General features: G+C 72.9%; 10 protein-coding genes. All 10 read right to left on the reverse strand.

The annotated features are described in order from the left end of the window. Positions 1-10: 10 nt before the first annotated feature. Complete coding sequence (locus tag JO379_RS05745; protein ID WP_209514212.1) at positions 11-1168, reverse strand: hypothetical protein; 1158 nt, start codon at positions 1166-1168, stop codon at positions 11-13. Positions 1169-1241: 73 nt separating this feature from the next. After that, positions 1242-1661 (reverse strand): peptidase M23, encoded by a 420-nt coding sequence (locus JO379_RS05750; RefSeq protein ID WP_130876645.1) that lies wholly within the window; start codon positions 1659-1661, stop codon positions 1242-1244. A gap of 224 nt (positions 1662-1885) precedes the next feature. Beyond that, positions 1886-2470: a glycoside hydrolase family 25 protein gene (locus JO379_RS05755; RefSeq protein ID WP_130876646.1), complete on the reverse strand. Its 585-nt coding sequence runs from the start codon at positions 2468-2470 to the stop codon at positions 1886-1888. 159 nt (positions 2471-2629) lie between these two features. Beyond that, on the reverse strand, positions 2630-3685 hold the full coding sequence (locus JO379_RS05760) for a hypothetical protein (protein ID WP_130876647.1): 1056 nt from the start codon (positions 3683-3685) through the stop codon (positions 2630-2632). Between the two features lie 159 nt (positions 3686-3844). Next, the gene (locus JO379_RS05765) at positions 3845-4408 is read right to left on the reverse strand and encodes a carboxymuconolactone decarboxylase family protein (protein WP_130876648.1); all 564 of its coding nucleotides are present in this window, start codon (positions 4406-4408) and stop codon (positions 3845-3847) included. 143 nt (positions 4409-4551) lie between these two features. Next, entirely contained in the window at positions 4552-12864 is an 8313-nt protein-coding gene (locus JO379_RS05770; RefSeq protein WP_209514214.1) for a hybrid non-ribosomal peptide synthetase/type I polyketide synthase, read from the reverse strand. Next, on the reverse strand, positions 12861-16148 hold the full coding sequence (locus tag JO379_RS05775) for a type I polyketide synthase (RefSeq protein ID WP_209514216.1): 3288 nt from the start codon (positions 16146-16148) through the stop codon (positions 12861-12863). Before JO379_RS05775 ends, JO379_RS05770 begins: the two co-directional genes overlap by 4 nt. A 1-nt stretch (position 16149) precedes the next feature. Then, a complete protein-coding gene (locus tag JO379_RS33635) occupies positions 16150-20697 on the reverse strand; it encodes a type I polyketide synthase (RefSeq protein ID WP_281066572.1) in 4548 nt (1515 codons plus the stop codon). A gap of 230 nt (positions 20698-20927) precedes the next feature. Then, positions 20928-21761, reverse strand: coding sequence for an ATP-grasp domain-containing protein (locus tag JO379_RS05785; RefSeq protein WP_209514220.1), 834 nt, complete (start codon positions 21759-21761; stop codon positions 20928-20930). Further along, complete coding sequence (locus JO379_RS05790) at positions 21758-22705, reverse strand: ATP-grasp domain-containing protein (RefSeq protein WP_130876653.1); 948 nt, start codon at positions 22703-22705, stop codon at positions 21758-21760. The genes JO379_RS05785 and JO379_RS05790 overlap by 4 nt, the downstream gene beginning before the upstream one ends. Positions 22706-22848: the final 143 nt, after the last annotated feature.

Here is a 22848-nt window from a genome sequence, read left to right on the forward strand (position 1 = left end):
GTGGCCTCCCCTAATCTGTTGCCATGTCAACTACCGCCGCTCCCCCGCACCCGGACGCCACCGCCTTGAACACCGCGATACGGGCGTTCCTGTCGGCGCGGCGCGGCCGGGCGCTGTCGGGATCCGAGCGGTCCGAGTACGAAGCACTGCGGGGGCGGTGGGTGGCGGCCGTGCGGGCCGGGTTCGAGACGGCGGCGTGACGGGCCGCGGGCGAGGGGCAGGGGCCCGGAGGGGCGTCAGGAGGAGCGTCAGGAGGAGGGGCCGAGGAGCGCAGGACCTCGGTGGCGCGTCGCAGCCGGTCGTCGCGCTCCCGCCGTGCGGCGGCGAGTTCCTTCGCGCGTTCCTTGATGAGCCGGTGCTGGTAGGCGGTTTCCACCGCGCTCCACACTCCGATGAGTCGCGTCCTGTCCTTGCAGGCGATGTCCGCCCGGGCCGTGGCGATCTCCCGGGCCGAGGCACGGGGGCCGGCCGCCATCGCCCGGGGGGCGTCCAGCGGACCGGCGTAGGAGAATCCGCCGGCCTTCATGCAGTCCGACCACTTCCGCTGCACGGTGCGCACGCGTGCATCGTTCTTGGACTGTTCGAACGAGTCCATGTTCAGCTGCCGTACGACGAGGGCGTCGGCCGGGAAGGAAGCCGTGCCGGTGATCTTCCTGGCGGCCGCCGCGTTGCAGCCCTCGGGCGGGCTGCCACCCGGCCCCGGCCTTCCGTCGGGTGTGCCGGACAGTGCCCGTTGCTGGCGGGCGGTGACCGGCGGGGGCGTCGGCGGTGTCGTACGTTCCGCCAAGTGATAGCCGTAGCGGACTGCTTGGTCCGGGGAGCTGATTCCGTACCGCCGCTCGTGCCGCGGCGGTTCGGCGACGGCCTCCGGCGCGGGCGGCAGCGGCACTCCCGCCCGTTTCATGCACGTCGCGACGAGCAGGTCCAGGGCCGACCGGAGCTTCCGGTGATCCTCACGTGAGAGGAAAAGGCTGTCCAAGGGCAGCGGGCCCGGCCGGGCATCGGCCGACGGGGTGGTGGGCGCCGTCGGGGGTGCGGCCGGCCCCGCGGCCTGCGCGTCCTTCCCGCCGCCCGTGGTGCAGGACGCCGTGGCCAGGCAGGCACCGCATACGAGCAGTGTGATCGACAGCCGGGACCTGCCGACGCGGCGGCGAGTCGGACGCGTCATGTGCTTCTGCCTCCCGGCGGGTTTTCCGTTCACCAGGTCAGTGCACCGGGTCAGTTCACGGGGTCAGTTCATGTCAGTTGACCAGGAAGGAGGCATTGTCATTCTTGGTCTTCACCAGATTGATCGCGCTGCACGCCGGCACCGTGTCGTACGGGCCGCTCCATCCGCTGTTGACGAACACCTTCACATCGCCGCGGCACTGGCCGGGGAACTGATAGGTGGCGGAGGCGGCATTGTTCTTCACCGGCACGCCCTGCCCCTCGCCGGGGGTGAGGAATCTGCCCGCGTCCTTCAGATTGGGAAATCCCTGGAATCCCGTGCTGAGGTCCCAGCCGGCCACCGATCCCTGCTGGTTGGAGTTGTACCAGAGGCAGAATGCCCTGGCCCCGAGGCAATTCGGGTCCGGCGGAGCCGCCGCCTGTGCCGTGGGAGCGAGAGCGAGGGTCGCCGCTCCCGTCAATGAGGCCGCGATGAGGGCATGCTTCAGTCGCATCGAACCACCTGCCATTCTGGGCGGACGCCGGGGAATTTCACGTCCGGGCGAAAAGGGGGCACGTACGTTGCGGGCAGCCGGGCGCGACCTCGAAAAGGTGAAGCCCGGCTTCCGAGCAGGGCGAACCTAGCCCACCGGCAAAGAGCGTGTCCATGGCATCCATCCGGAATGGCGGGGTATGCCCGTACGGAGGCCCCGCGTATCGACCCAAACCGCCCCGCTGTTCAGGGGTGGTGACCGATTCCCTCCTGCTCCGCCTTCTCGCGTCGCGCCCACGCCCGCAGCGCCGCCCGGTCGTCGAACCGGCCGACGTTACGGTCCAGGTTCCCCGCCGAGCTGTACTGGTGGAAGGTCCACGGGTGCTTGACGGCCGGGCGGCCGGCCGGGTGGTCGGGGTCCGCGATCCACAGCCCGTCGCCGGCTTCGCTGGTCGTGTCGCGGTTGAGCCAGTAGTCGCGGTTGCAGTAGAGCACCACTCGGTGGGCGGGCGCCTTGGCACGCACATGGCTCAGCCAGCGGTCCTTGTCTCTGCACGGGACCTTCGGCTCTTCCCAGTCGAGGGCCAGGACGTCCCCCGGCCGCAATTTAATCTTGCCGAGGAAGTAGTTCCCCTGCGCGGACATCGACCCGGCCGTGACGTAGTGGTAGTAGCCGACCACGAGTCCCGCCGCCCGGGCCCGGTCCCGCTGGGCCACCCATTTCGGGTTGGTGTAGGAGACACCTTCGGTGACCTTGACGAAGACGAAGTCGTACCCGTCCACCGGGTACTTCTCGCTCTGGTAACTGCTGACATCGATGCCGTGAATCATGCCGCCTCCTCCGGAATGCGGACATCTCACCTGGGAGCGTGTCCGCAGTATCGATCCGGATCGGCGCGCTGGCGAGAGCCCCCTCGGGTGATTCCCCTGGCACGGCGGAACCGCGCAGGCCGGGAATGCCGGCCCGCGCGGCGAAAGGCCCGTATGCGATCAGTGGCCGTGCCCGCGGCCGGCCGCCGGTGTGCCCGCGGTGGCGGGCGGCTGGGTCCAGTTCGGGGCCTTTGCCCCGGCCGGGGCCTTGCGGTAGGCGAAGTCCTCGAAGGTCATCAGATAGTCCTTCTCCTTGGCCCGATAGCTGGTGCACGACTTCTTCGGGTAGGAGCCGCTGATCTCGACCTCGGGTGCCCATTTCAGCGTGAGGCAGCTGCGCTTCGGCTTCGTGCTCTTGAGCCAGTCGGTGGACAGGACGTTCTCCCAGAAGGTGATGTGGGAGTCGTACGTCCCGTACACGAACGCCTGCGTGAACGGTCCGCCATTGGCGGGGGCGGCGCTGAGGTCGACGATGTGATTGCCCATGCGGCCGGCCGCTCCGGGCAGCCCGAAGCCCTCCGGGTGGTACGGGGCGGGCACGGGCTTGGCCGCCTTCTCGTTGTCCGCGCAGTTGACGAAGATGGCACCACAGGGGCCGGTGCGTATGGCGTTGCGCGCCTCGTAATCCATCATGAAGTAGTGGATGTCGAAGTGCGGCTTGTCGAAGACGTGCTCCGGGCCGTGGCCCACCGACTGCCAGTTGAACATCATCCACTTGAAGGGCAGCCCCTTGAGCTTGGGGAACCACAGCACCCGCTCGTGGCCGCCGCCGCATTCGGTGTTCGGGTCGACCTTGCCGTCCTCGTTCTTGTCGAAGCAGGTGTTCCCGTCGTGCCGGGGGGTCGTGGGCAGCGAATTGGCGGCCGTCTCGCTGACCGCGACGCCGATCACCTTCGGTGAGCCGTCGGGCTTACGGGAGTAGACCGTCTCGACATGGCCGTTGCCCAGCGAGGTCCGGTTCTCCACGATGAGATCACCGTCCTTGTCGGGGCCGGGATCGGCTGCGTTGCGGGCGGCTTCCGGGGTCGATCGGCCCTGCTCCGCCGAGGCGGTGCTCGCGGTGATGTTCCCGACAGCCAGCGCGGAGGCGCCCAGTGCCGTCAACAGCAGTGCCATGAAGAGCAGCAGGGTCTTGCGTGGCCTTCTGGTGGTCCGGTTCCTCTTCGTTCCGTTCACGTGCTTCCCCGTTCGTGGTTCAGAGTGTGTCGCAGAGTGCTCGGTGGCTCGCAGTCGGTCGGGGGTGTGGGGTGTGCGGTAAGCGAGAAGCGGCCGTCAGCGCCAGTTCGGGGCTGCCGGCCGCTCCTCGTTCCGTGTGTGGCGCTCCGTGCTCGGGCCCTACTCGGCCGGGGCCTCCCAGGCGAAGGGCACGAACGGCGGGTCGAGCTCGACGGCCGTCATGCGGTTCGCGAAGGTGGACATCGTGTACGTGCCGACGCCCATGACCACCTCGAGGGCGTTGCGCCGGGTGTAGCCGGCGGCGAAGAAGGCGTCGAACTCCTCCTTGCCGACCTGGCCGTGCCGGGTGAGCACGGCCAGGGTGAACTGCCGGATGGCCTCCAGGCGGGCGTCGGCGAGCGGCGCCTTCTCGCGCAGGGCGGCCAGCAGCTCGGCCGGCGCCTTCTGGCGGGTGAGCGTGGCCGAGTGCATGGCCACGCAGTAGTGACACTCGACGTAGGTCGCCACGGTCAGCACGACCACCTCACGCTCCAGCATCTCGAGCGAGGTCTGGTCGAAGGTGCCCACGGCCTTCATGAACGTGCCGAGCAGCTCGGGCGACTCCGCCATCGCAGCCACCGGCCCGGGCACGAATCCGAAGTTCTTCTGGGCACCCTCGACCAGCGGGCGCGAGGCCTCCGGAGCGGTCTCGGGTGTGTGGAGCGTGAAGGGGGAGTCGGTCATGGTGTGTCTCCTTTGTGCTTTCGGTATGAGATGCGGCAGACGATGGTTCGGCGCCTGCCGGTGGTGCTTGGTCCGTCTGGCGTGGGCTCGCACGGGCCGCCCGATCGGGCTGCCGGGCACCGGCGCGAGCGAATGCGGCCGGTTCACGGCCCGGTGTCCGCTCCGGCGACCACCCCCTCTCCCTGTCCGGCGGCCAGTGCGGCGCGCAGTTCGCCCGCCAGGGCGGCGAGGTGCGGCCGGGCCATCGCGGTGTAGTGGTCCCCCGGCACCTCGGTGATCTCGTGGTCGCCGGGCAGTAGGGCCGCCCACGCCGCCGTCGTCTCCCGGGTGGCGCCGCCGTCCTCGGCGCGGCAGAGGAGGGTCCGGCCGGCGAAGACCGGGTGGTTGCGCGGCCGGTGTCCCATGAGGGCACGGGAGTTGCGGCAGAAGCGTTCGACGATCCGCTTCAGGGTGTCCGGGGCGATGTCAGCGGGCAGGACGCCCTCGCGGCAGGCGTGGTCGTGGAGCGCCTCGACGGAGGCCGTGCCGTCGGCCGTCCGGAACAGCCCGGGCTCGGGATCCCAGCTCCGTCCCGCGAGTCCGGCGAGGTCGCGGGCGAACCACGCGAGCAGCGCCGCGTCGTCGACGTCCTCGGGGGCACGGCCGCCCGGGGCCGCCTGCCCCGGGGGTTCCAGGAGGTCGATCAGTGCGAGCAGTTCGACGTCCTTGCCCGCCTCGGTGAGCAGGGCCGATATCTCCAGTGCGAGGACCCCGCCCATCGACCAGCCGCCGAGGCGGTACGGGCCGTCGGGGAACCGTTCGGTGATCGCCTGTGCGTAGTGGGCGGCCATCGCCGGCACGGTGGCCGGCGGCTCGTCGAGGTCGGGGACCTGGAGCCCGTAGAAGGGCTGGTCCTCGTCCAGCAGGGAGGCGAGTTCGGAGTAGCACAGGACGTCGCCCCCCACCGGGTGGACGAAGATCAGGGGGACCGCCGTTCCCTCCGGCCGGATCGGCACCAGGGCGGCGCGCCGGTCGGCGGAGCCGTCGCCGGCGTCGCGCAGGGTCTCGGCCAGCAGCTCGATGGTGGGCCGGGCGAAGAGTGTCGACAGGGGCAGTGAGCGGCCGGTGCGGGCCTGGATCCGGCCCATCAGCCGGACGGCGAGCAGGGAGTTGCCACCGAGGTCGAAGAAGCTCGCGGTGACGCCGACCGGTCGTTCGTCGAAGAACTCGCCCCAGATGTCGGCCAGTTCCCGCTCCGTCTCATCCCGGGGCGGGACGGTGCCTTCCGTGCCCCGCGGGTGCGCGTCGGGTGCGGGCAGCGCCGCCCGGTCGACCTTGCCGTTGGCGCTCAGCGGCAGGCGGTCGAGGACGACGATGCGGTGGGGCACGAGATAGTCGGGCAGCTCCGCGCGCAGGGCCCGGTCCAGGGCGCCCGTGGTGGCGGGCTCGTCGGCCGTGGCGGCCGCGCCCGGCTCGTCGTCGAGGACGACGTAGGCGACGAGCCGCTTCGCCTCGTGCCGCGCGCCCGTGGCCGCCGCGACCGCCGCGCGTACCTCGGGCCGCCGCAGCAGCGCGGCCTCGACCTCGCCCAGCTCGACGCGATAGCCGTTGATCTTGACCTGGAAGTCCTCGCGGCCCAGGAACTCGATGTTCCCGTCGGGCAGCCAGCGGCCCAGGTCACCGGTCCGGTAGAGCCGCTCGCCGGTCACCGGGTGGCGCGGGAAGCTCGCCCGGGTCTTCGCCTCGTCCCCGAGATAGCCGCGTGCCAGTCCGGTGCCGGCGATGTAGAGGTGGCCGGGCACCCAGACCGGGCAGGGCCGCAGGGCGTCGTCCAGGACGTGGAAGCGCTGGTTGCGCATGGGCTTGCCGTAGGGGACGGCCGTCCAGGACGGGTCGACGTCCTCGACGCGGTAGCGGATCGACCAGATGGCGGCCTCCGTGGCCCCGCCCAGGCTCCAGATCTCGGCGCCCGGCACCAGGGCGCGGATCCGGTCGGGGAGGGTGACGGGTATCCAGTCGCCGCTCATCATGACCACGCGCAGCGAGAGCAGCTCCCCGAGGCCCTCGGCGAGGGCGTGTTCGGTGAACATCTCCATCAGGGTGGGGACGCTGTTCCACACCGTGACGTCGTGCGCGACCATGAGCTCCGCCCAGCGGGCCGGTTCGCGGTGCGCGCCGGGCTCGGGCAGGACGACGGCGCCGCCCGCGGCCAGCAGTCCGAAGACGTCGTAGACCGACAGGTCGAAGTTGAGTGCCGAGAGCGCGAGGACCCGGTCGTGCTCGGTGATGCCGTAGGTGTCGTTGACGTCGCGGACGGTGTTGAGCGCGGCGCCGTGCTCGATCATCACGCCCTTGGGCAGCCCGGTCGATCCCGAGGTGAAGATGACGTAGGCCAGATCACCGGGCGAGACGTCGGGCGCGGGCAGCGCGGTGTCCTCCCCGGCGGGAGCGGCACCGGCCCCGGAGGCCGCGTCGACGGTCAGCCGTACGGTGTCCGCCGGCCAGTCCGTGGCGACCTCCACCCACGGCTGGGTCAGGACCACACGGATCCCGGCGATGTCCAGCAGCCTCCGCAGCCGCTCGGCCGGTACGGCCGCGTCGACCGGGACGTACGCCGCGCCCGACTTGAGGATGCCGATGGCCGCGGCGAGCTGCTCCCAGCCCTTGTCCATGACGATGCCGACGAGGTCGCCGGGTCGTACCCCCTGGGCGCGCAGCGCGTGGTCGAGGCGGTTGGCGTGGCGGTCCAGCTCCCCGTAGGTGATCGTCCGCTCCGCCGTGAGAACGGCCGGCGCGTCCGGGGTGAGGGCCGCGCGGGCGACGAAGGGCTCGTGCAGCAGCCCCTCGGGGACGGGGCCGGCCGTGGCATTGACCTGGGCCCGTACGTCGAGGTCGGCGGCGGGCACCAGGGCCGCGGCCGGGCGCCGCCACGCCTCGTCGTCCGCGCACAGTTCGCGCAGGGTCGCGACGTACGCGGTGAACATCGCGTCGATCATTCCCGCGGGAAAGATCTCCTCGATGACGTCCCAGTTGACGACCAGTTCACCCGCGTCCTCCACGACCTGGTGGTCGAGCCAGACCTGGGGGGTGCGGATGGAACTGCTGACCTCCCGGCCGGACTCGCCGAGCCCGACCAGGTGCTGGGCGACCCCGGTGGAGGCGGCCGAGTCCTGGCCCGCGGCGAAGTTCACCATGCTCGCGAAGACGACCGGCATGGTGGCCATGGCGGCCGTGCCCCGCCGCCGGTTGAGCCGGCGCAGCACGTCGACGCCGGAGACCTGGCTGTGCTCGAGGTCGGTCCACAGCTGTTTCTGCACCCGCTCGGCGCGGACGGCGAAACCCTCGGTCGCCGCGGCGTCCACCTCCAGCAGGGTGGTGGCGCTGAAGTTGCCGACGACCTTGCCGACGTCGGGGTGCAGCGGCAGCCGGTTGAAGAACAGCACGTTGAGGGTGAAGCGGCCCGACTTGCTCCAGGCGGCGAGGACTTGGGAGTAGGCCGTGCACAGCGCCGCCGACGGGGTGACCCCGGCGGCCGTCGCGCGCCGCTTGAACCCGGCCCACGCCGCCGCGTCGAGCCGGACGGAGCGGTGGGTGAACCGGGGGTGCTCCACGGTGGCCGAGTTCTTGGCCAGGGGCAGCTCGGGGGCCGGCGGCAGTGTGGGCAGCCGCTCCTCCCAGTACGCCTCTGCCGCCGCGTGCGGAGGGGTGCCTTCGATCATTTTGGCGGTGCGGACGTAGTCCCGGTAGGTGAGCGACAGTTCGGCCAGCGCGTCGGCGCCCTCGCGGTACACGGTCGCCCATTCCTCGAGGAGAAGGGAGGTGCTCCAGGCGTCGATGATGAGGGCATCGAGACCGATGTGCAAGCGGGTTCGGCGTTCGTCCAGGCGTGTGGCCCGGATGTCGAACAGCGGCCAGACGGAGGTGTCGAAGACCTGGTGCTTCATCTCCTCGTGGACGGCGGCGAGGCGCTCCTCGCGCGCGCTGTCGGTGTGCTCGCGCAGGTCGAGGGTGCGCAGCTCGTAGTCCGACACCCGGTCGAGCACCCGCTGGTAGCCGTCGGGGCTGACGACCGCGCGGAGCATGTCGTGCCGTGTGATCAGGGTGCGCAGGGCGGCGGCGAGGCGGTCCACGTCGGCCTCGACGTCGACCTCCAGGAAGAAGTAGGTGGAGACGGAGCCGAGTTCGAAGGCACTGGTCCGGCCCACCAGGTAGGCCTGCTGGAGGTCGGTGAGCGCGAAGGGTTCGTACCGGCCCTCCTCGTCGCGGAGCAGGGCGGGGAGCGCGGATCCCGTGCCCGCGCCGGCAGCCGCCGTGGGCCGCTCGCCGGTGTCCGGGTCCACGGCGCTGTCCGGGTCGGGACCCGGCTCCGGGTCCTCCTCGCCGCGCAGGGCCCGTGCCTCGTCGCCGAGTTGTGTGATGCTGCGCCCTTCGAGGAAGGCGACCAGGGGCAGGGAGATGCCGAGCTCCCGCGCGAGCGCGTCCTTGACCTCCAGGGCCATGAGCGAGTCCAGGCCGAGGCCCGGCAGCGGCTCGTGCAGGTCGAGCTCGGCCGGGTCGGCGCCGAGCGCCCGGCCGATGATGCGCGTGAGCACGTCCCGTACGGGCTCGGTGGGCCCGGCGGCCGGGCGTGGTGCGGGAGTACGGGCGGCGGGGGCCGGCGTCGGTGCCTTGTGAGCCGGCGTCCCGTCGGGCCGGCCCTGGGCGGCGGGCAGCAGCCGGGAGCGCTCGGCCCGCTTGAGGTAGACGCCCTCGGCCTCGGCCACCGGGTGCCCGTCCTCGGTCAGCAGCCGTACGGTCGCGGCGATGGTCGAGGCGGGGTCCGCGGACGGCAGGACCGTCGCGTGGCACAGCAGCGGCCGGGTCCGGTCGTAGTCGTGCAGCACGAACCGGTCCACTCCCACGAGCATGAACACCGCGTCGCGCGGGGTCCCTTCGGGCGGGCAGGCGAAGAGGGTCTGGAACATGGCGTCGGTGAGTCCGGGGTGCAGCAGATAGGACGCGGACTCCTCGGGCCGTGGCGCGCGCATCCGGGCGAGCGCCTCACCGGGGGCGTGCCGGACCTCCTCCACCCACTGGGCCGATGTCCCCAGGTACACGCGGCGCTGCCACATGCGGTGGTAGAACTCCTCGCCGGTCGTCACGCGGCCGAGGCGGGCGCGGACGGCGGCCGTGTCGACGGCGCCGGGCGGTGTCCCGGGGCCCGGGGCGGCCGTGCCGCGGGCGTGCTGCAACCAGTGGGGGCCGTCCTCGCCCTGGTGTTCGGCGTAGTAGCCGAAGGAGTGCTGTCCGTCGGCGGCGGGTTCGACGAGGAGCTGGGCGTTCCTGGTCTCGCCCTGGTCGATGACCAGGCTCTGCAGGACCAGCAGGTCCCGTACCGTCACCGGGCCGGGGCTCCGGAGGTCGTGCACGGCTGCGAAGACCGCCTCCAGATAGACGCCGATGTTGACGACGGGCAGGCCGTCCACGACGCAGTCGCCGAGGCAGCGGTGGGTCAGGGGGCTCAGCCGGGACTCGTACTGGACCACCTCCAGCGGCGAGGGCACCCGACGGCCGAGGAGCGGCCGGACAGCCTCGCTCCCGGCCTCGTCGGCGGACCGGTCGGCGGGCGCGGGCGCGGGTGGTGCGACAGCCGGCGGGCTCGGTTCGGACCAGTGGCGGGTGCGCTGGAAGGGGTAGAGGGGTGCGGTGGTGCGCCGACGGCCGCGCCCGCTGTCGTAGGCGTCCCAGTCCACGGCCGCCCCGGCCGTGTACAGCGCGGCGAGGCTGTCGGCCAGCACCCGTCCGTCGTCGTGGCGGGGCCGCAGCGAGGGCAGGAAGAGATACCCGCCCCCCTCCGGCCCGTCGGTCCCCTCGGTCGCCTCCGGTGCGAAGCAGTCCGCCATCCCCAGCAGGGTCGGGCTCGGGCCCGCCTCCAGGAAGACGCGGTGGCCCTGCCCGTACAGGGTCCGCATGCCCGCGTGGAAGTCCACCGGCCGCCGGATGTGGGCGCGCAGATAGGCGGCGTCGTAGACGCCCTCGCCGAGGAGGACCTCACCGGTGACGTTGGAGACGAGCGGGATCCGTGCCGGACCGTAGGCGATCCGCGCGGCCTCCGCCTCGAACGCGTCGAGGACGGGGTCCATGAGCGGGGAGTGGAAGGCGCGGGTGACCCGGATGTCCTTGGTACGGACCCCCTGTTCGGCGAGCGCCTCGCGCAGCCGTCCGACCGCGGCGGACGCCCCCGAGACGACGACGCTGTCCGGGCCGTTCACCGCGGCGAGGGACACCTCCGCCGCGTACGGCGCGAGGGCCTCGCGCACCCGTTCCTCCCCGGCGAGGACCGCGGCCATGGCGCCTTCCCCGCCGAGGTCCTGCATCAGCCGGCCGCGGTGCGCGGCCAGCCGCAGCCCGTCCTCGGGGCTCAGCACGCCCGCGACGGTGGCCGCGACCAGCTCGCCGACGCTGTGTCCGAGCACGGCCGCCGGCGTCACCCCCCAGGAGCGCCACAGCTCGGCGAGCGCGAACTCCACCGCGAAGAGCGCGGGCTGGGTGAACCGGGTCTCGTGGACGAGCCCCGCGTCCTCCGGGCGCGGGTGGAGCACCTCGCGCAGCGGACGGCCGAGCAGCGGCCGCAGCACCCCGTCGCACCGGTCCAGGGCGGCGCGGAAGACCGGTTCGGTGGTGTCGGCCGCCCGGGCCATGCCGGGGTACTGGGCGCCCTGGCCGGTGAAGAGGAACACCGGCCGGGTGCGGCTGCCGGCGGGGGCGTACCCCCGCCGCGCCGCGCCCTGGGCGCCCTCCGTGAGCCGTTCGCGCAGCTCGGCGGCGGTGGCGCCGGTCACGGCGAGGCGGTGCGGGAAGTGCGCCCGCGCGGTGTTGGCCGTGAAGCAGAGATCGGCGGCACTGCCCCCGGCGGTCTCCGCCGGCGCGCCCAGGTGGTCGTGGTAGCGCTCCGCGAGGGCCGTCAGCGCGGCGGGGCTCTTCGCCGAGAGCGCCAGCACATGGGTCGTACGGTCCCCCGGTCCGTCGCCGGCGTCCGCGGCGACGGGGGGCGGGGCGGGTGCCTCCTCCAGCACGATGTGCGCGTTGGTGCCGCTGGCCCCGAAGGAGCTGACCGAACCGGCGCGGGGGCCGTCCTCCGGCGCGGGCCACGGTGTGCGGGCCGTGGGCACGCGCAGGCGCAGTTCGTCGAGCGGGATCTCGGGGTTGACCTCGCGCAGGTGCAGGTGCGGCGGGATCTCCTTGTGGTGCAGGGACATGACGACCTTGATGAGTCCCGCGATCCCGGCGGCCGGCTCCAGATGGCCGACGTTGGTCTTCACCGATCCGACCGGGAGCGGCTCGGTGCCCTCGTGCTCGCCGAGCGCGGCGCGCAGCGCCCGCAGCTCGATGGGATCGCCGAGCGGGGTGCCCGTGCCGTGCGCCTCGACGTAGCCGATGCGGCGGGCGGGTACGGAGGCGACGGCCATCGCCCGCCGGATGACGTCCTTCTGCGCGGTGGCGTTGGGCACGGTGACGCCGCTGCTGCGGCCGTCCTGGTTCACCGCCGAGCCCCGGATCACCGCCCATACCCGGTCGCCGTCGGCCTCCGCGTCGGACAGCCGCTTCAGGACGACCATGCCGCAGCCCTCGCTGCGCACATAGCCGTCGGCGGCGGCGTCGAAGGTCTTGCAGCGGCCGTCGGGGGCCAGCATGCGGGCCTTGGACAGCACCACGAACCACTCCGGGGAGAGCAGGACGTTGACCCCGCCGGCCAGCGCCGTCGAGGACTCCCCGGAGCGCAGGCTCTGCACGGCCAGGTGGACCGCGACGAGCGAGGAGGAGCAGGCCGTGTCGACGGACATGCTGGGGCCGTTGAGGCCGAGCCAGTACGACAGCCGGCCCGCGGCGAACGTGGAGGCGTTGCTGGTGAGGGCGTGGGCCTCCAGCCGCTCGGGGGCCACTTGGTACAACTGCTGCTGGCCGTAGTCGTTGTTGGTGATGCCGAGGAAGACGCCGGTGGCGCTGCCCGCCAGGCCGTCGGGGCGCCGGCCCGCGTGCTCCAGCGCCTCCCAGCCGGTCTCCAGCAGCAGCCGCTGCTGCGGGTCGAGGGTGGCGGCCTCGCGCGGGGCGATGCCGAAGAAGGACGCGTCGAAGCGGTCCACGTCGGACAGCAGCCCGGCCCGCCGGGTGTAGGTCCGGCCCGGTGCCCGGGGGTCGGGATCGTGGAAGCGCCCGGTGTCCCAGCGGGAGTCGGGGATCTCGCGGATGCCGTCCCCGCCGTCGCGCAGGAACTCCCAGAAGGCCTCGGGTCCGTCGGCGCCACCGGGCATCCGGCAGGCCATGCCGACGATCGCGACGGGTTCCGTCCCGGCCCGGGTCTGTGCGGCCACCTCGGCGCGGAGCCGGCGGATCTCCTGGATGCTCTGGACGAGCACGGCGTTGCGGTCGGTCTCCCGGCCCTCGGGCCGGGCGGCGTTCGCGCCGGTGAGGTCACCGGGCTCGGTGATCGTGGTCATCGTGTGCTCCCCGTTGCACGTATTTCGTCGGCCAGGATCGCGAGGAGCCGGTCCTCGGAGAGCCCCTCGACGGATTCCTCGACGGATTCCTGGGCGGCGTGGTGCCGCCGCGGAGTGTCCGGTGCGACTGTTCCGGCCGCTTCGGCCGCTTCGGCCAGGTGGTCGGTGAGGCCGTTGACGGTGGGGTGTTCGAACATGACCGTCGCGGGCAGCTTGCGCCCGAGCCGTGCTTCGACCCGCCGTCGCACCTGGGTGGCGAGCAGGGAGTCCATCCCCATCTGGAAGAAGCCGCTGTCGGGGTCGACCCGTTCGCGGTCGAGGTGCAGGAGGTCGCTCACCGCGTCGAGCACCGCGGTGAAGACGCCGTCCCGGTCGTGCCCGGCGGGCGCCCGGTCCCGCGTTCCCGCCGTGGGAGGCGGCACAGGAGACGGCGCGGGCGAGGGCACGGGAGACGCCGTGGGCGACGATGCGGGGGCCGGACCGGTACTCCCGGCCCGGGGCCCGCTCCGGAACCAGAACCGCTCCCGCTGCCAGGCGTAGGACGGCAGCGCGACCGCGCGGCCCTCGGCCGGGAACACCGCGTCGGCGGGCACGGGGAAGCCGTGGGCGTGCAGTGCGCCCAGCGACGCGGTCATGGCCCGGCGCTCCCCCTCGCCACTTCGCGAGAAGGGCAGCAACAGGCCCTCCTTACCGGCCGGTTCGAGCACCTGCTCGACGGCGGACAGCAGGGTGGGGTGCGGGCTCATCTCGACGAAGACGCCGTGGCCGCCCTCCAGCAGCGTGCCGACGCCGTCCCCGAACAGCACGGGTTCACGCAGTTGGCGTGCCCAGTACGCGGCGTCGAAGCCCGTTCCGTCGCAGAGCCGGCCGGTCACGCCCGACAGGACGGGGATCTTCGCCGTCCTCGGGGTGATGCCGGCCAGTGCGGCGAGCAGGTCCGCGCGCAGCGGGTCCGTCTGCGGGCTGTGCCAGGCGATGTCCGTCCCGACCGGCCGGCACAGGACATTGCGCGCGCGCAGCTCGTGGGCGATCTCGTCCAGCGCCGCCGGGTCGCCCGAGAACATCGTGGAGACGGCGCTGTTGCACACAGCCACCGACACCCGGTCCCGGCGCCCGTCCAGGAGCGCCTCGGCTTCCGTCCGGGGCAGGGCCGCCGCCAGCATCGTGCCCCGGCCGTGGATCCGGCCCAGCAGGTCCGCGCGCCGGCAGACGATCCGCGCGGCGTCGTCCAGGCTCAGCACCCCGGCGACGTACGCCGCGGCGACCTCGCCCATGCTGTGGCCGATGACGGCGTCGGGTTCGAGGCCCAGGGAGCGCCAGTGGGCCGCGAGGCCCACCCCGACGGCGAACAGGGCGGGCTGGCCGATGCCCTGCCCCCGCGGCTCGGCGCGGTCGTCCCCCGCGTCGCCGGCGCCGTGGATCTCCTCGACGACGGACCGGCCGGTCCACCGGCGCAGGGCCGCGTCGGCCTCCGTGACGGTGTCGCGGAAGACGGGGCAGGTGTCCATCAGCTCGCTGCCGGTGCCGGCGCCCGGGGAGCCCTGGCCGGGGAAGACGAAGACCACACCGCGGTCGACGGCGCTGGTGGTGGAACCGGTCACGACACCGGTGCCGCCCCGGCCCTCGAGCCACTCCGTGAGCTGTTCGGCCGCCTCCTCGTGGGAGTCCGCGACGACGGCGCAGCGGTGTTCGTGGTGGGTCCTGCGGTGGGCCGCCGACCAGGCGATGTCCCCCAGCGGCACGGCGCGGCCGGGGGCCGAGAGGAGGAAGTCGCGGTAGGCCGCGGCCATGGGCGCGAGGGCCCGCCGCGTGGGCGCCGAGACCGGGATCAGCCAGGGCCCGGAGCCGGTCGCGGCGTCCTGGGCCGCAGTGGTCACGGGCCGCGCGGCGGGCGCGGGGCCGAGGATGACGTGGGCGTTGGTGCCGCCCGCTCCGAAGGAACTCACCGCGGCGTGACATCGCTCGTCGGGTACGTCCCAGTCCCGGGGCGCGGTGGGGATGTAGAGCCGGCTGTCGTCGAGGGAGAGGTGCGGGTTGATGGTCTCGAAGTGCAGGTTGGGGATGATCCGGCGGTGGTGCACGGACAGCGCCGTCTTGATCATTCCGACGAGGCCCGCGCCCGCCTCGACGTGCCCCACGTTCGTCTTGACGGAGCCCAGCGCGCAGCTGTCGCCGTCCTCGTCCACCCGCCCGTACACCGAGTCCAGGGCCTCGACCTCGATCGGGTCGCCGAGGGAGGTGCCGGTGCCGTGCGCTTCGAGCAGGGTGATCTGCGAGGGTTCGAGCCGGGCGTTGGCGAGGGCCTGTTCGATGACGTCGCGCTGGGACCGGCCGTTGGGCGCGGCGAGACCGTTGGTCAGCCCGTCCTGGTTGACGGCCGTGCCGCGGATGACGGCCCAGATCCGGTCCCCGGCGGCCACCGCGTCGGGGAGCCGCTTGAGGACGACCGCGCAGACGCCCTCGCCGCGGACGTAGCCGTCGGCGCGCGCGTCGAAGGTCTTGCACCGGCCGTCGGCGGCGATCGGCAGGCCCTTGGTGTGGGCCACCATGGCGTGCGGGGAGAGGATCAGGTTCATCCCGCCGACGACCGCCGTGTCGCACTCCCCGGTGCGCAGGCTGGTGGCCGCGGTGTGCACGGCGACGAGCGAGGAGGAGCAGGCGGTGTCCATGGCCATGCTCGGACCCCGCAGGTCCAGGAGGTAGGAGAGCCGGTTGGGGATGGCGAAGGCGAGGCCGCCGAGGACGGTGTAGGTGTCGATGTCGGCCGGGTCGGCGAGCTGCATCTGGAGGTAGTCGGAGCAGTTGGTGCCCACGAACACCCCGGTGGCGCTGCCGCTCAGCCGCTTCCTGGTCAGCCCCGCGTCCTCCAGGGCCTCCCAGGCCACTTCGAGGAAGAGCCGCTGCTGCGGGTCCATGCGCTCCGCCTCGCGGGGCGAGATGCCGAAGAAGTACGGGTCGAAGGCGTCGACGTCGTCGAGGAAGCCGCCGTAGCGCACGGCCGTCCGGCCGGGCGTCTCGGGGTCGGGGTCGTAGAAGGCGTCCATGTCCCATCGGGAGGCGGGGACTTCGCTGATCCCGTCGACGCCGTTCTCGAGCAGGTGCCAGAAGGAGGCGGCGGAGGTGACCCCGCCGGGGAGCCGGCAGCCGATGCCGACGACGGCCAGCGGTGCGCGCCGGGCGTCCTCCAGCGCGTCGATCTTCGCCCGTAGGTCCTTGATTGCCGTGAGCGCCTTGGTGAGGCGCGGGTCGGGCGCCCCCGCGCCCGGCTCGCGGGATGTACTCATCTCAGAGGGTCTCCAAGCGTGCGTTGAGTTCGGCGAGTTCACGGTCGAGGAGCTCCTCGGGGCTCAGGCCGTCATGGCCCGTGTCGTAGGGCTCCCGGCTCTCGCTCCCCGGCTCCTCGGTGGCGGCCGCGGCGGGCAGGTCCGGTGCGGGTGGTCCGGCCGGCCCGGCGAGGAGGTCTGCCAGTCCGGCGACGGTCGGGTGGTTCCAGATGACCGTGGCGGACAGGCTCACCCCGAACTCGCCTTCGAGCCGGTTGCGCAGTTCCAGGGACATGACGGAGTCGATGCCGTACGAGCGCAGGGGCACGGCCGCGTCGATACGGGCGGCGGCGATCTTCGCCACCCGGGCCACGTGCCGGCGGACCCGGTCCTCCGCGCTCTCCTCGGGGGGCGCCGGTGCGCCGGCCGTGGGGACGTCACCCGGCCCGGGGCCGTCGGCGGGGCCGAGGGGCGGTGCGGCAGGTGCCCCGAAGGTGAGGTGGTCCGGCCAGTGCCGGTCGCGCTGCCAGGGGTAGGCGGGCAGCGGGGCGCCGTGCCGTCCGGGGCTGTTGGCCCGGCCCACGTCGGCGCGGCAGCCCAGGACATGGAGTCTTCCCAACGACTCCAGCAGCACCGCCCGTTCCGCTTCGTGGCGGCGGAGCGAGGGCAGGGCCTGCGCCCGGCCGTCGCCCGCGTGGGCGATGGACTGGCCGACGGTCGGCACGAGGACGGGGTGCGGGCTCATCTCCACGAAGGCGCCCACGCCGTCCCGCAGCAGCCGCCCGATCCGGTCCGAGAAGAGCACCGGGTCGCGCAGATTGCGCACCCAGTAGTGCGCGTCGAGACTTTCGCCCGGGGCCACCTCGCCCGTGACGGTCGAGTGGAACGGCACCGTGCCGGGGCGCGGCGCGATGCCGCGGAGGGTGGCGAGGAGATCCTCGCGCAGCGGGTCCACCTGAGGGCTGTGCGAGGCCACGTCGACCTTCACCCACCGCCAGAAGACATCGGACCGGTCGAGCTCGCGCGAGATGTCCGTGAGGACCCGCTCGTCGCCGGACAGGACCGTGGAGCGCGGGCTGTTGCTCACGGCGACGGCGACGGACTCCTCGTGTCCCCGGACGGCGCGGAGCGCCTCCTCCAGGGTGAGTTCGGCGGCGAGCATCGCGCCCTGCCCGCTGACGCGGCGCAGCAGGGCGCTGCGGCCGCAGATGATCCGAACGGCATCCTCCAGGCCGAGCACCCCGGCGACGTGTGCGGCCGCGATCTCGCCCATGCTGTGGCCGACGACGGCGTCGGGCACGACGCCCCAGGAGCGCCAGAGCGCGGCGAGCGCGACCTCGACCGAGAAGAGCATCGGCTGCACCACGTCGATGCGCGCGAGCCGCGAGTCCGGCTCTTCGGCGACGAGTTCGTCCAGTACGGACCATCCCGCGTACGCCCCGACGGCGTCGTCGCACTCGCGCAGGGCGGCGTGGAACTCCGGTTCGTGACGGGCGAGTTCGCGGCCCATGCCGATCCATTGCGAGCCCTGGCCCGGGAAGACGAAGGCCACCTTGGGCGGGTCGACGACGGGCGCGGCCGAGACGTGCAGCCCGGCGGGCTCCTCGCCGCGTGCGAAGGCGCTCAGTGCGGCGCCGAGCTCGTCGGTGTCGCGGGCGACGACCGAGAGCCGCCACGCGTGGTGGGTCCTGCGGGCGGCCGTGTGCGCGAGGTCGCGCAGCGGGGCCGGGGCGGGCGGGGCAGCCGCGGCAGCGGTGCGGCGGGCCAGTTCGCGCAGCGCCTCCGGGGTCGCGGCGGAGAGCGTGAACAGCTCGCCGCCCCGGTCCCCGGCCCCCGGGTCCGTCAGGGGCACGCCCGCCCGTGCCAGTTCCTCCAGCGCGTCGCCGAGGCCTTCGCGGTCGTCCCTCCCCCGGCGCATCGTGCCGACGGCCGTGACGTGCTGCCGCAGGGCGTGCAGCAGCACGGGGTGGGCGCTGATCTCGACGAACGGGCCGTGGCCGGTGGCGGCGAGGTGCGCCACGGCGTCGGTCAGCCGCACCGGCTGCCGCAGTCCGCGGGCGAAGTAGCCCGGGGTGATCTCCCGCCATCCGACGGGCGCGCCGGTGACGGCGGAGACCATCGGGATCCTGCCGGGGCGCGGGGTGATCCCCGCCGTCCCGCTCTCCAGCTCCGCCAGGACGGGGTCCATGTCCGGGCTGTGCACGGCCGCGTCGATGCGCACCATGCCGCACAGCACGCCCCGGGACTTCCACACGGCGAGCGCGGTCCGCAGGGCGTCGACGGGCCCGGCCAGGGCGGTCGAGCGGGGTCCGTACAGTCCGGCGACGCTCAGCCCGTGGGCGTCCGTGGTGTATTCCGCGAGTTCCCCGGCGGGCAGTTCGACGACGGCCATCGCGCCGCCCCGGCCCGCGACACGGCTCTGGGCGCGGCTGTAGTGGTGGACGAGCCGCGCGCCGTCGGGGAGGTCGAGGATCCCGGCGATCACGGCCGCGGTGATCTCGGAGAAGCAGGTGCCGACCACGGCGTGGGGGCGCACTCCCGCCGCTTCGAGCCAGGCGGCGATGCCGAGCTGGACGGCGAACAGCACGGGCTGGGCGACATCGACGCGGTCGAGGCCGTCCGTGGCGTCCGTACGAGCCGTCACGTCGCTCTGCCCCAGGGAATCCGTACGGTCGGTGTGCCCCGTCCCGCCCGGGGGGAAGAGGGCGTCGACGACCGACCAGCCCGTGTGGGGCAGGAGCGCTTCGTCGCAGCGCTCCACGGCCCGGCGGAAGACGGGTTCGGTGCGGAAGAGCCGTCGGCCCATGCCGGCCCACTGCTGACCGTGCGGGGAGCAGACGAAGACCGGCCGGGGCGGCGGGTCGGCCGTCTCCTTCGCACCCTGCGGCCGTCCGGGGACGACTCCGGGCAGCGGGGCGGGCTCTCGCCACCCCTCCATGACCACATGGACGTTGGTGCCGCCCCAGCCGAAGGAGCTGACGCCCGCGAGCAGGGCGCGGTCCTCGGGCCAGGGCTCGGCGTCGCAGGGTACGCGCAGTCCCAGGCCCGCGAAGTCGATGTGCGGGTTGGGCCGCTCGAAATGCAGGTTCCGTGGAATACGGCGGTGGCGCAGGGCGAGCGCGGTCTTGATGAATCCCGCGATGCCGGCGGCGCCTTCGAGATGGCCGATATTCGTCTTCACGGCACCGAGAATCAGCGGTGCGTCAGCGGGGCGCCCGTCTGACAGTACGGCGCTCAGCGCGGCGGCCTCGATCGGGTCGCCGAGCGCGGTGCCCGTGCCGTGGGTTTCGATGAAATGCACCTCACCGGGGTGCACGCCGGCCCGCTGATAGGCATCCCGGAGGACTTCCTCCTGGGCGAGGGGATTGGGAGCCGTGAGTCCATTACTGAGGCCGTCGTTGTTCGCCGCGCTGCCCGGAACGAGACACCAGATGTCGTCCCCGTCGGCCAGTGCACGGGAGAGGCGCTTGAGGACCACGACCCCGCAGCCCTCGCCCCGGCCGTAGCCGTCGGCACGGGTGTCGAAGGACTTGCAGCGGCCGTCCGGAGACAGTCCGCCGAACTTGCTGAGCGCCACACTCGTACCCGGGCTGATCAGCAGGTTCACCCCGCCGGCCACGGCCGCGGCCGACTCGCCGAGCCACAGGCTCTGGCAGGCGAGATGCAGGGCGTAGAGCGAGGCGGAACAGGCGGTGTCGACGGCGACGCTCGGTCCCCGCAGGCCCAGGGCGTAGGAGAGACGATTCGCCACCATGTTGAGCGCTCGGCCGGTGGCGGAGTGCGGCACGACACCGTGCAGCGCCGGTGCGGCGAGATCGGCGTAGTCGTGCCAGATCACTCCGGCGAATACCCCGGTGCGACTGCCCGCCAGGGCGTCATTCGCCATGCCCGCGTTTTCGAGGGCTTCCCAGGCGACTTCCAGAAAGAGGCGCTGCTGCGGGTCCATTTCCGCGGCCTCGCGCGGGGATATCCCGAAGAACAGCGGGTCGAATTCATCGAGCCGACCGCGAAGATATCCCGCCCGGTCGGTCATCATTTTCGCCGGGGCGAACGGGTCGGGGTCCACGAAATCGGCGGGGTCCCAGCGACCGGGCGGGACGGCGCCGACGGCGTCCGTACCGGAAAGCAGCAGCTCCCAGAATTCCGCCGTATTGTCGGCCATCGGGAATCGGCAGGCCATTCCGACGACCGCGATGGGCTCGTGCCCCACGGCGGCCGGCCCGCCCGGGCCGCCGGGCCTCCGGCGGCGGTCGCCCGCCTCCTCTCCGGGCCGGTCGAGGAGGTGGGCCGAGAGTGCGGCGAGCGACGGGTAGGCCCACAGCAGCGCCACCGGCACGCTTCTGCCGAGGGCTTCCGAGAGTTTCGAGGCCAGCGTGGTGGCCCGCAGCGAGTCGACTCCGTAGCGCGCGAACGTCTCGTGATCACGAATGCTCTCGGCTGGGCATTCGAGCAGTACGGATAATTCCTCGCGTAACCAGGCACATAATCCTGCGACCGAGCGTATATCGCGACAGCCGCTCTCCGTGGCGCCACTCACGGGCACCGAACCGGAATCATGATCATTTCGCATCCCCCATGCGTGTGCGTCGGCGCACGTCAACTCCGCCGACGCAGGCAACCTAACATGAAGGCCTTGTAAATAAAGTAAAGCAAAAGCAAAGTCGCCCCATTGGAAAGGGAGCCGGAAATACGGAGTACTTCCGTCTGGGACGACTTCACATTCGGAATCGACAGATACCAATCAGCGCGGGCGGTTCCATTTGGCCCCCTCGGCCGCAACGGCCACGGCGGCCACGGCGGCTACGGGCCGACGGGAGTGAGCATGCGCGGGCGGTGCCGGCCGGCCGCCGTGCGCAGCGCCAGGTCCGCCAGCGCCTCGGGGGCGCCGCGCTGCCCCCGGACGCCGGGGAAGGCGTTGATGTCGACGATGAGCGGCGCTCCCGCCACATCGAGGAGGTCGACGCCGTACACGTCGAGCGCGAAGACCTCGCCGACGCGCCGCACCATGTCGACCCAGTCCGCGGAGAGGTCGCGCACCGGCAGCGGGCGGGTCCGCGCGGCCGCGGGCGCGGCCAGTTCCGACCGGCGGAACTCGGCGAACACCTCGTCCCCGATCGCCCAGAGCTTGTGGTCCCACCCGTCGTTCGGGGTGAACTGCTGGACCACCACCGGCTCATCGCGCCACTCGGCGGCCAGGGACCGCAGCCGCGCGGTGTCGTCGACGCGGGCCACCAGGTCGTGCCGACGGCTGTGGCGGCTCTTGATCACCACGGGAGCGGTCAGGGGCGCGCCCGTCTCCACCAGGTGCCCGAGCCGGGGCGCGGTGGCCGTGGCGACGAAGGGCAGCCCGGCGCGCTGTGCCAGGTCCGCCATGGCCGTCCGGTCCTGGCACAGCCCGGTCGCCGCGGCCGAGTTCAGGACCGGGGCCCCGTGCGCCTCCAGGTGACGGGCGAGGGCCAGGGCACGGGGCGTCCTCGTCTTCATCAGATAGACGTCCGCGAGCGCGGAGGAGTCCACCGCGCGGGGCTCCGTGCCGGGGTCCAGCGTCTCGACCCGGTGGCGGGGCGTCAGCAGCCCGGCGGTCGCGGCCAGCAGCGGATGGTCCGGAGCGGGCGTCAGCAGACAGACCCTCACGCGATGCCACCGACCGGGGCGGAGGCCGGCGCCGGCTCGGCCGGAAGGGCCGGGAGCTCCAGGGCTGACGCCCCATGAGGGGAGGAAGCATAAGAAGAGGCGTACGGGCCGGAAGCCGTCCCGGGCGTCTGCGTACCGGCGTGGGCCAGCCGCAGGACGGCCCACGCCACCCGGGCCACCGCGTCCGGCACCTGGCGGAAGCTCGGGAAGTCATTGACGTCCACGACCACCGGGCCGTCCGGGCCGAGGACGACGTCCAGCCCGTAGAGATCGAGGCCGTAGGCGGCCCCGACCTCGGCGGCGATCGCCGCGACCTCGGCGGTCAGCGGCACCTGGCGCTCACGGCGCGGCCGGTCGGGGTGCAGCGGGGAGCAGCGCTCGGTCGCGAAGAACTCGCCGTCGACGCAGTACACCTTGAGGTCCACGCCCGTGTTGGGCACGTACGGCTGGGCTATGAGCATGCCCTCACCGCCGCCCTCCCGGCCCGGGGGCACCAGGTCCCCCGGGGTCGGCACCAGCCGGACCGCCCGCCCCGAGCTGCCGTCGGCGGGCTTGACCACCAGCGGGTACTCGGCCTCGGGTATCTCGGCGAACTCCTCCGGCCGGGCGGCCGCGTAGGTCACCGGGACGGGCAGTCCATGGCCTTCGGCGACGACCGCGGCCAGCGCCTTGTCGCGCACGCCGCGGATCGCGCGGGCGTCGTTCACCGTGGTCAGACCGAGGGTGGCGGCGGCTTCCAGCAGCGTCAGCCCCGGTCCGCCGGACACCGTCTTGAGCACCCAGGCGTCGTGGTCGCCCGCGCGTACGGTCTCGGAGAGCCTCAGCAGCGAGCCGCCCGGCCGCACCACGTCCACCCGGTGACCCCAGGCGGTCAGTTGGCGGATCACGTCCACCGGCATTCCGTCGTGCCGGTACTGCTCCTCCACCAGGAAGCAGAGTCTCATTGGTACATCCTCGAATCCCGGACGTCCGCCGATCCCGTCCGGCAGAACTGTGACCGGCTCAGGATGTCATGGGCGTTCACCACCGGGTTTCCGGGCTGTCGGTATTGCGCCGCGTCCGGTCACGCGTCCACCGGCCGCCCCAC

The organism is Streptomyces syringium, assembly GCF_017876625.1.
Lineage (GTDB): Bacteria > Actinomycetota > Actinomycetes > Streptomycetales > Streptomycetaceae > Streptomyces > Streptomyces syringius.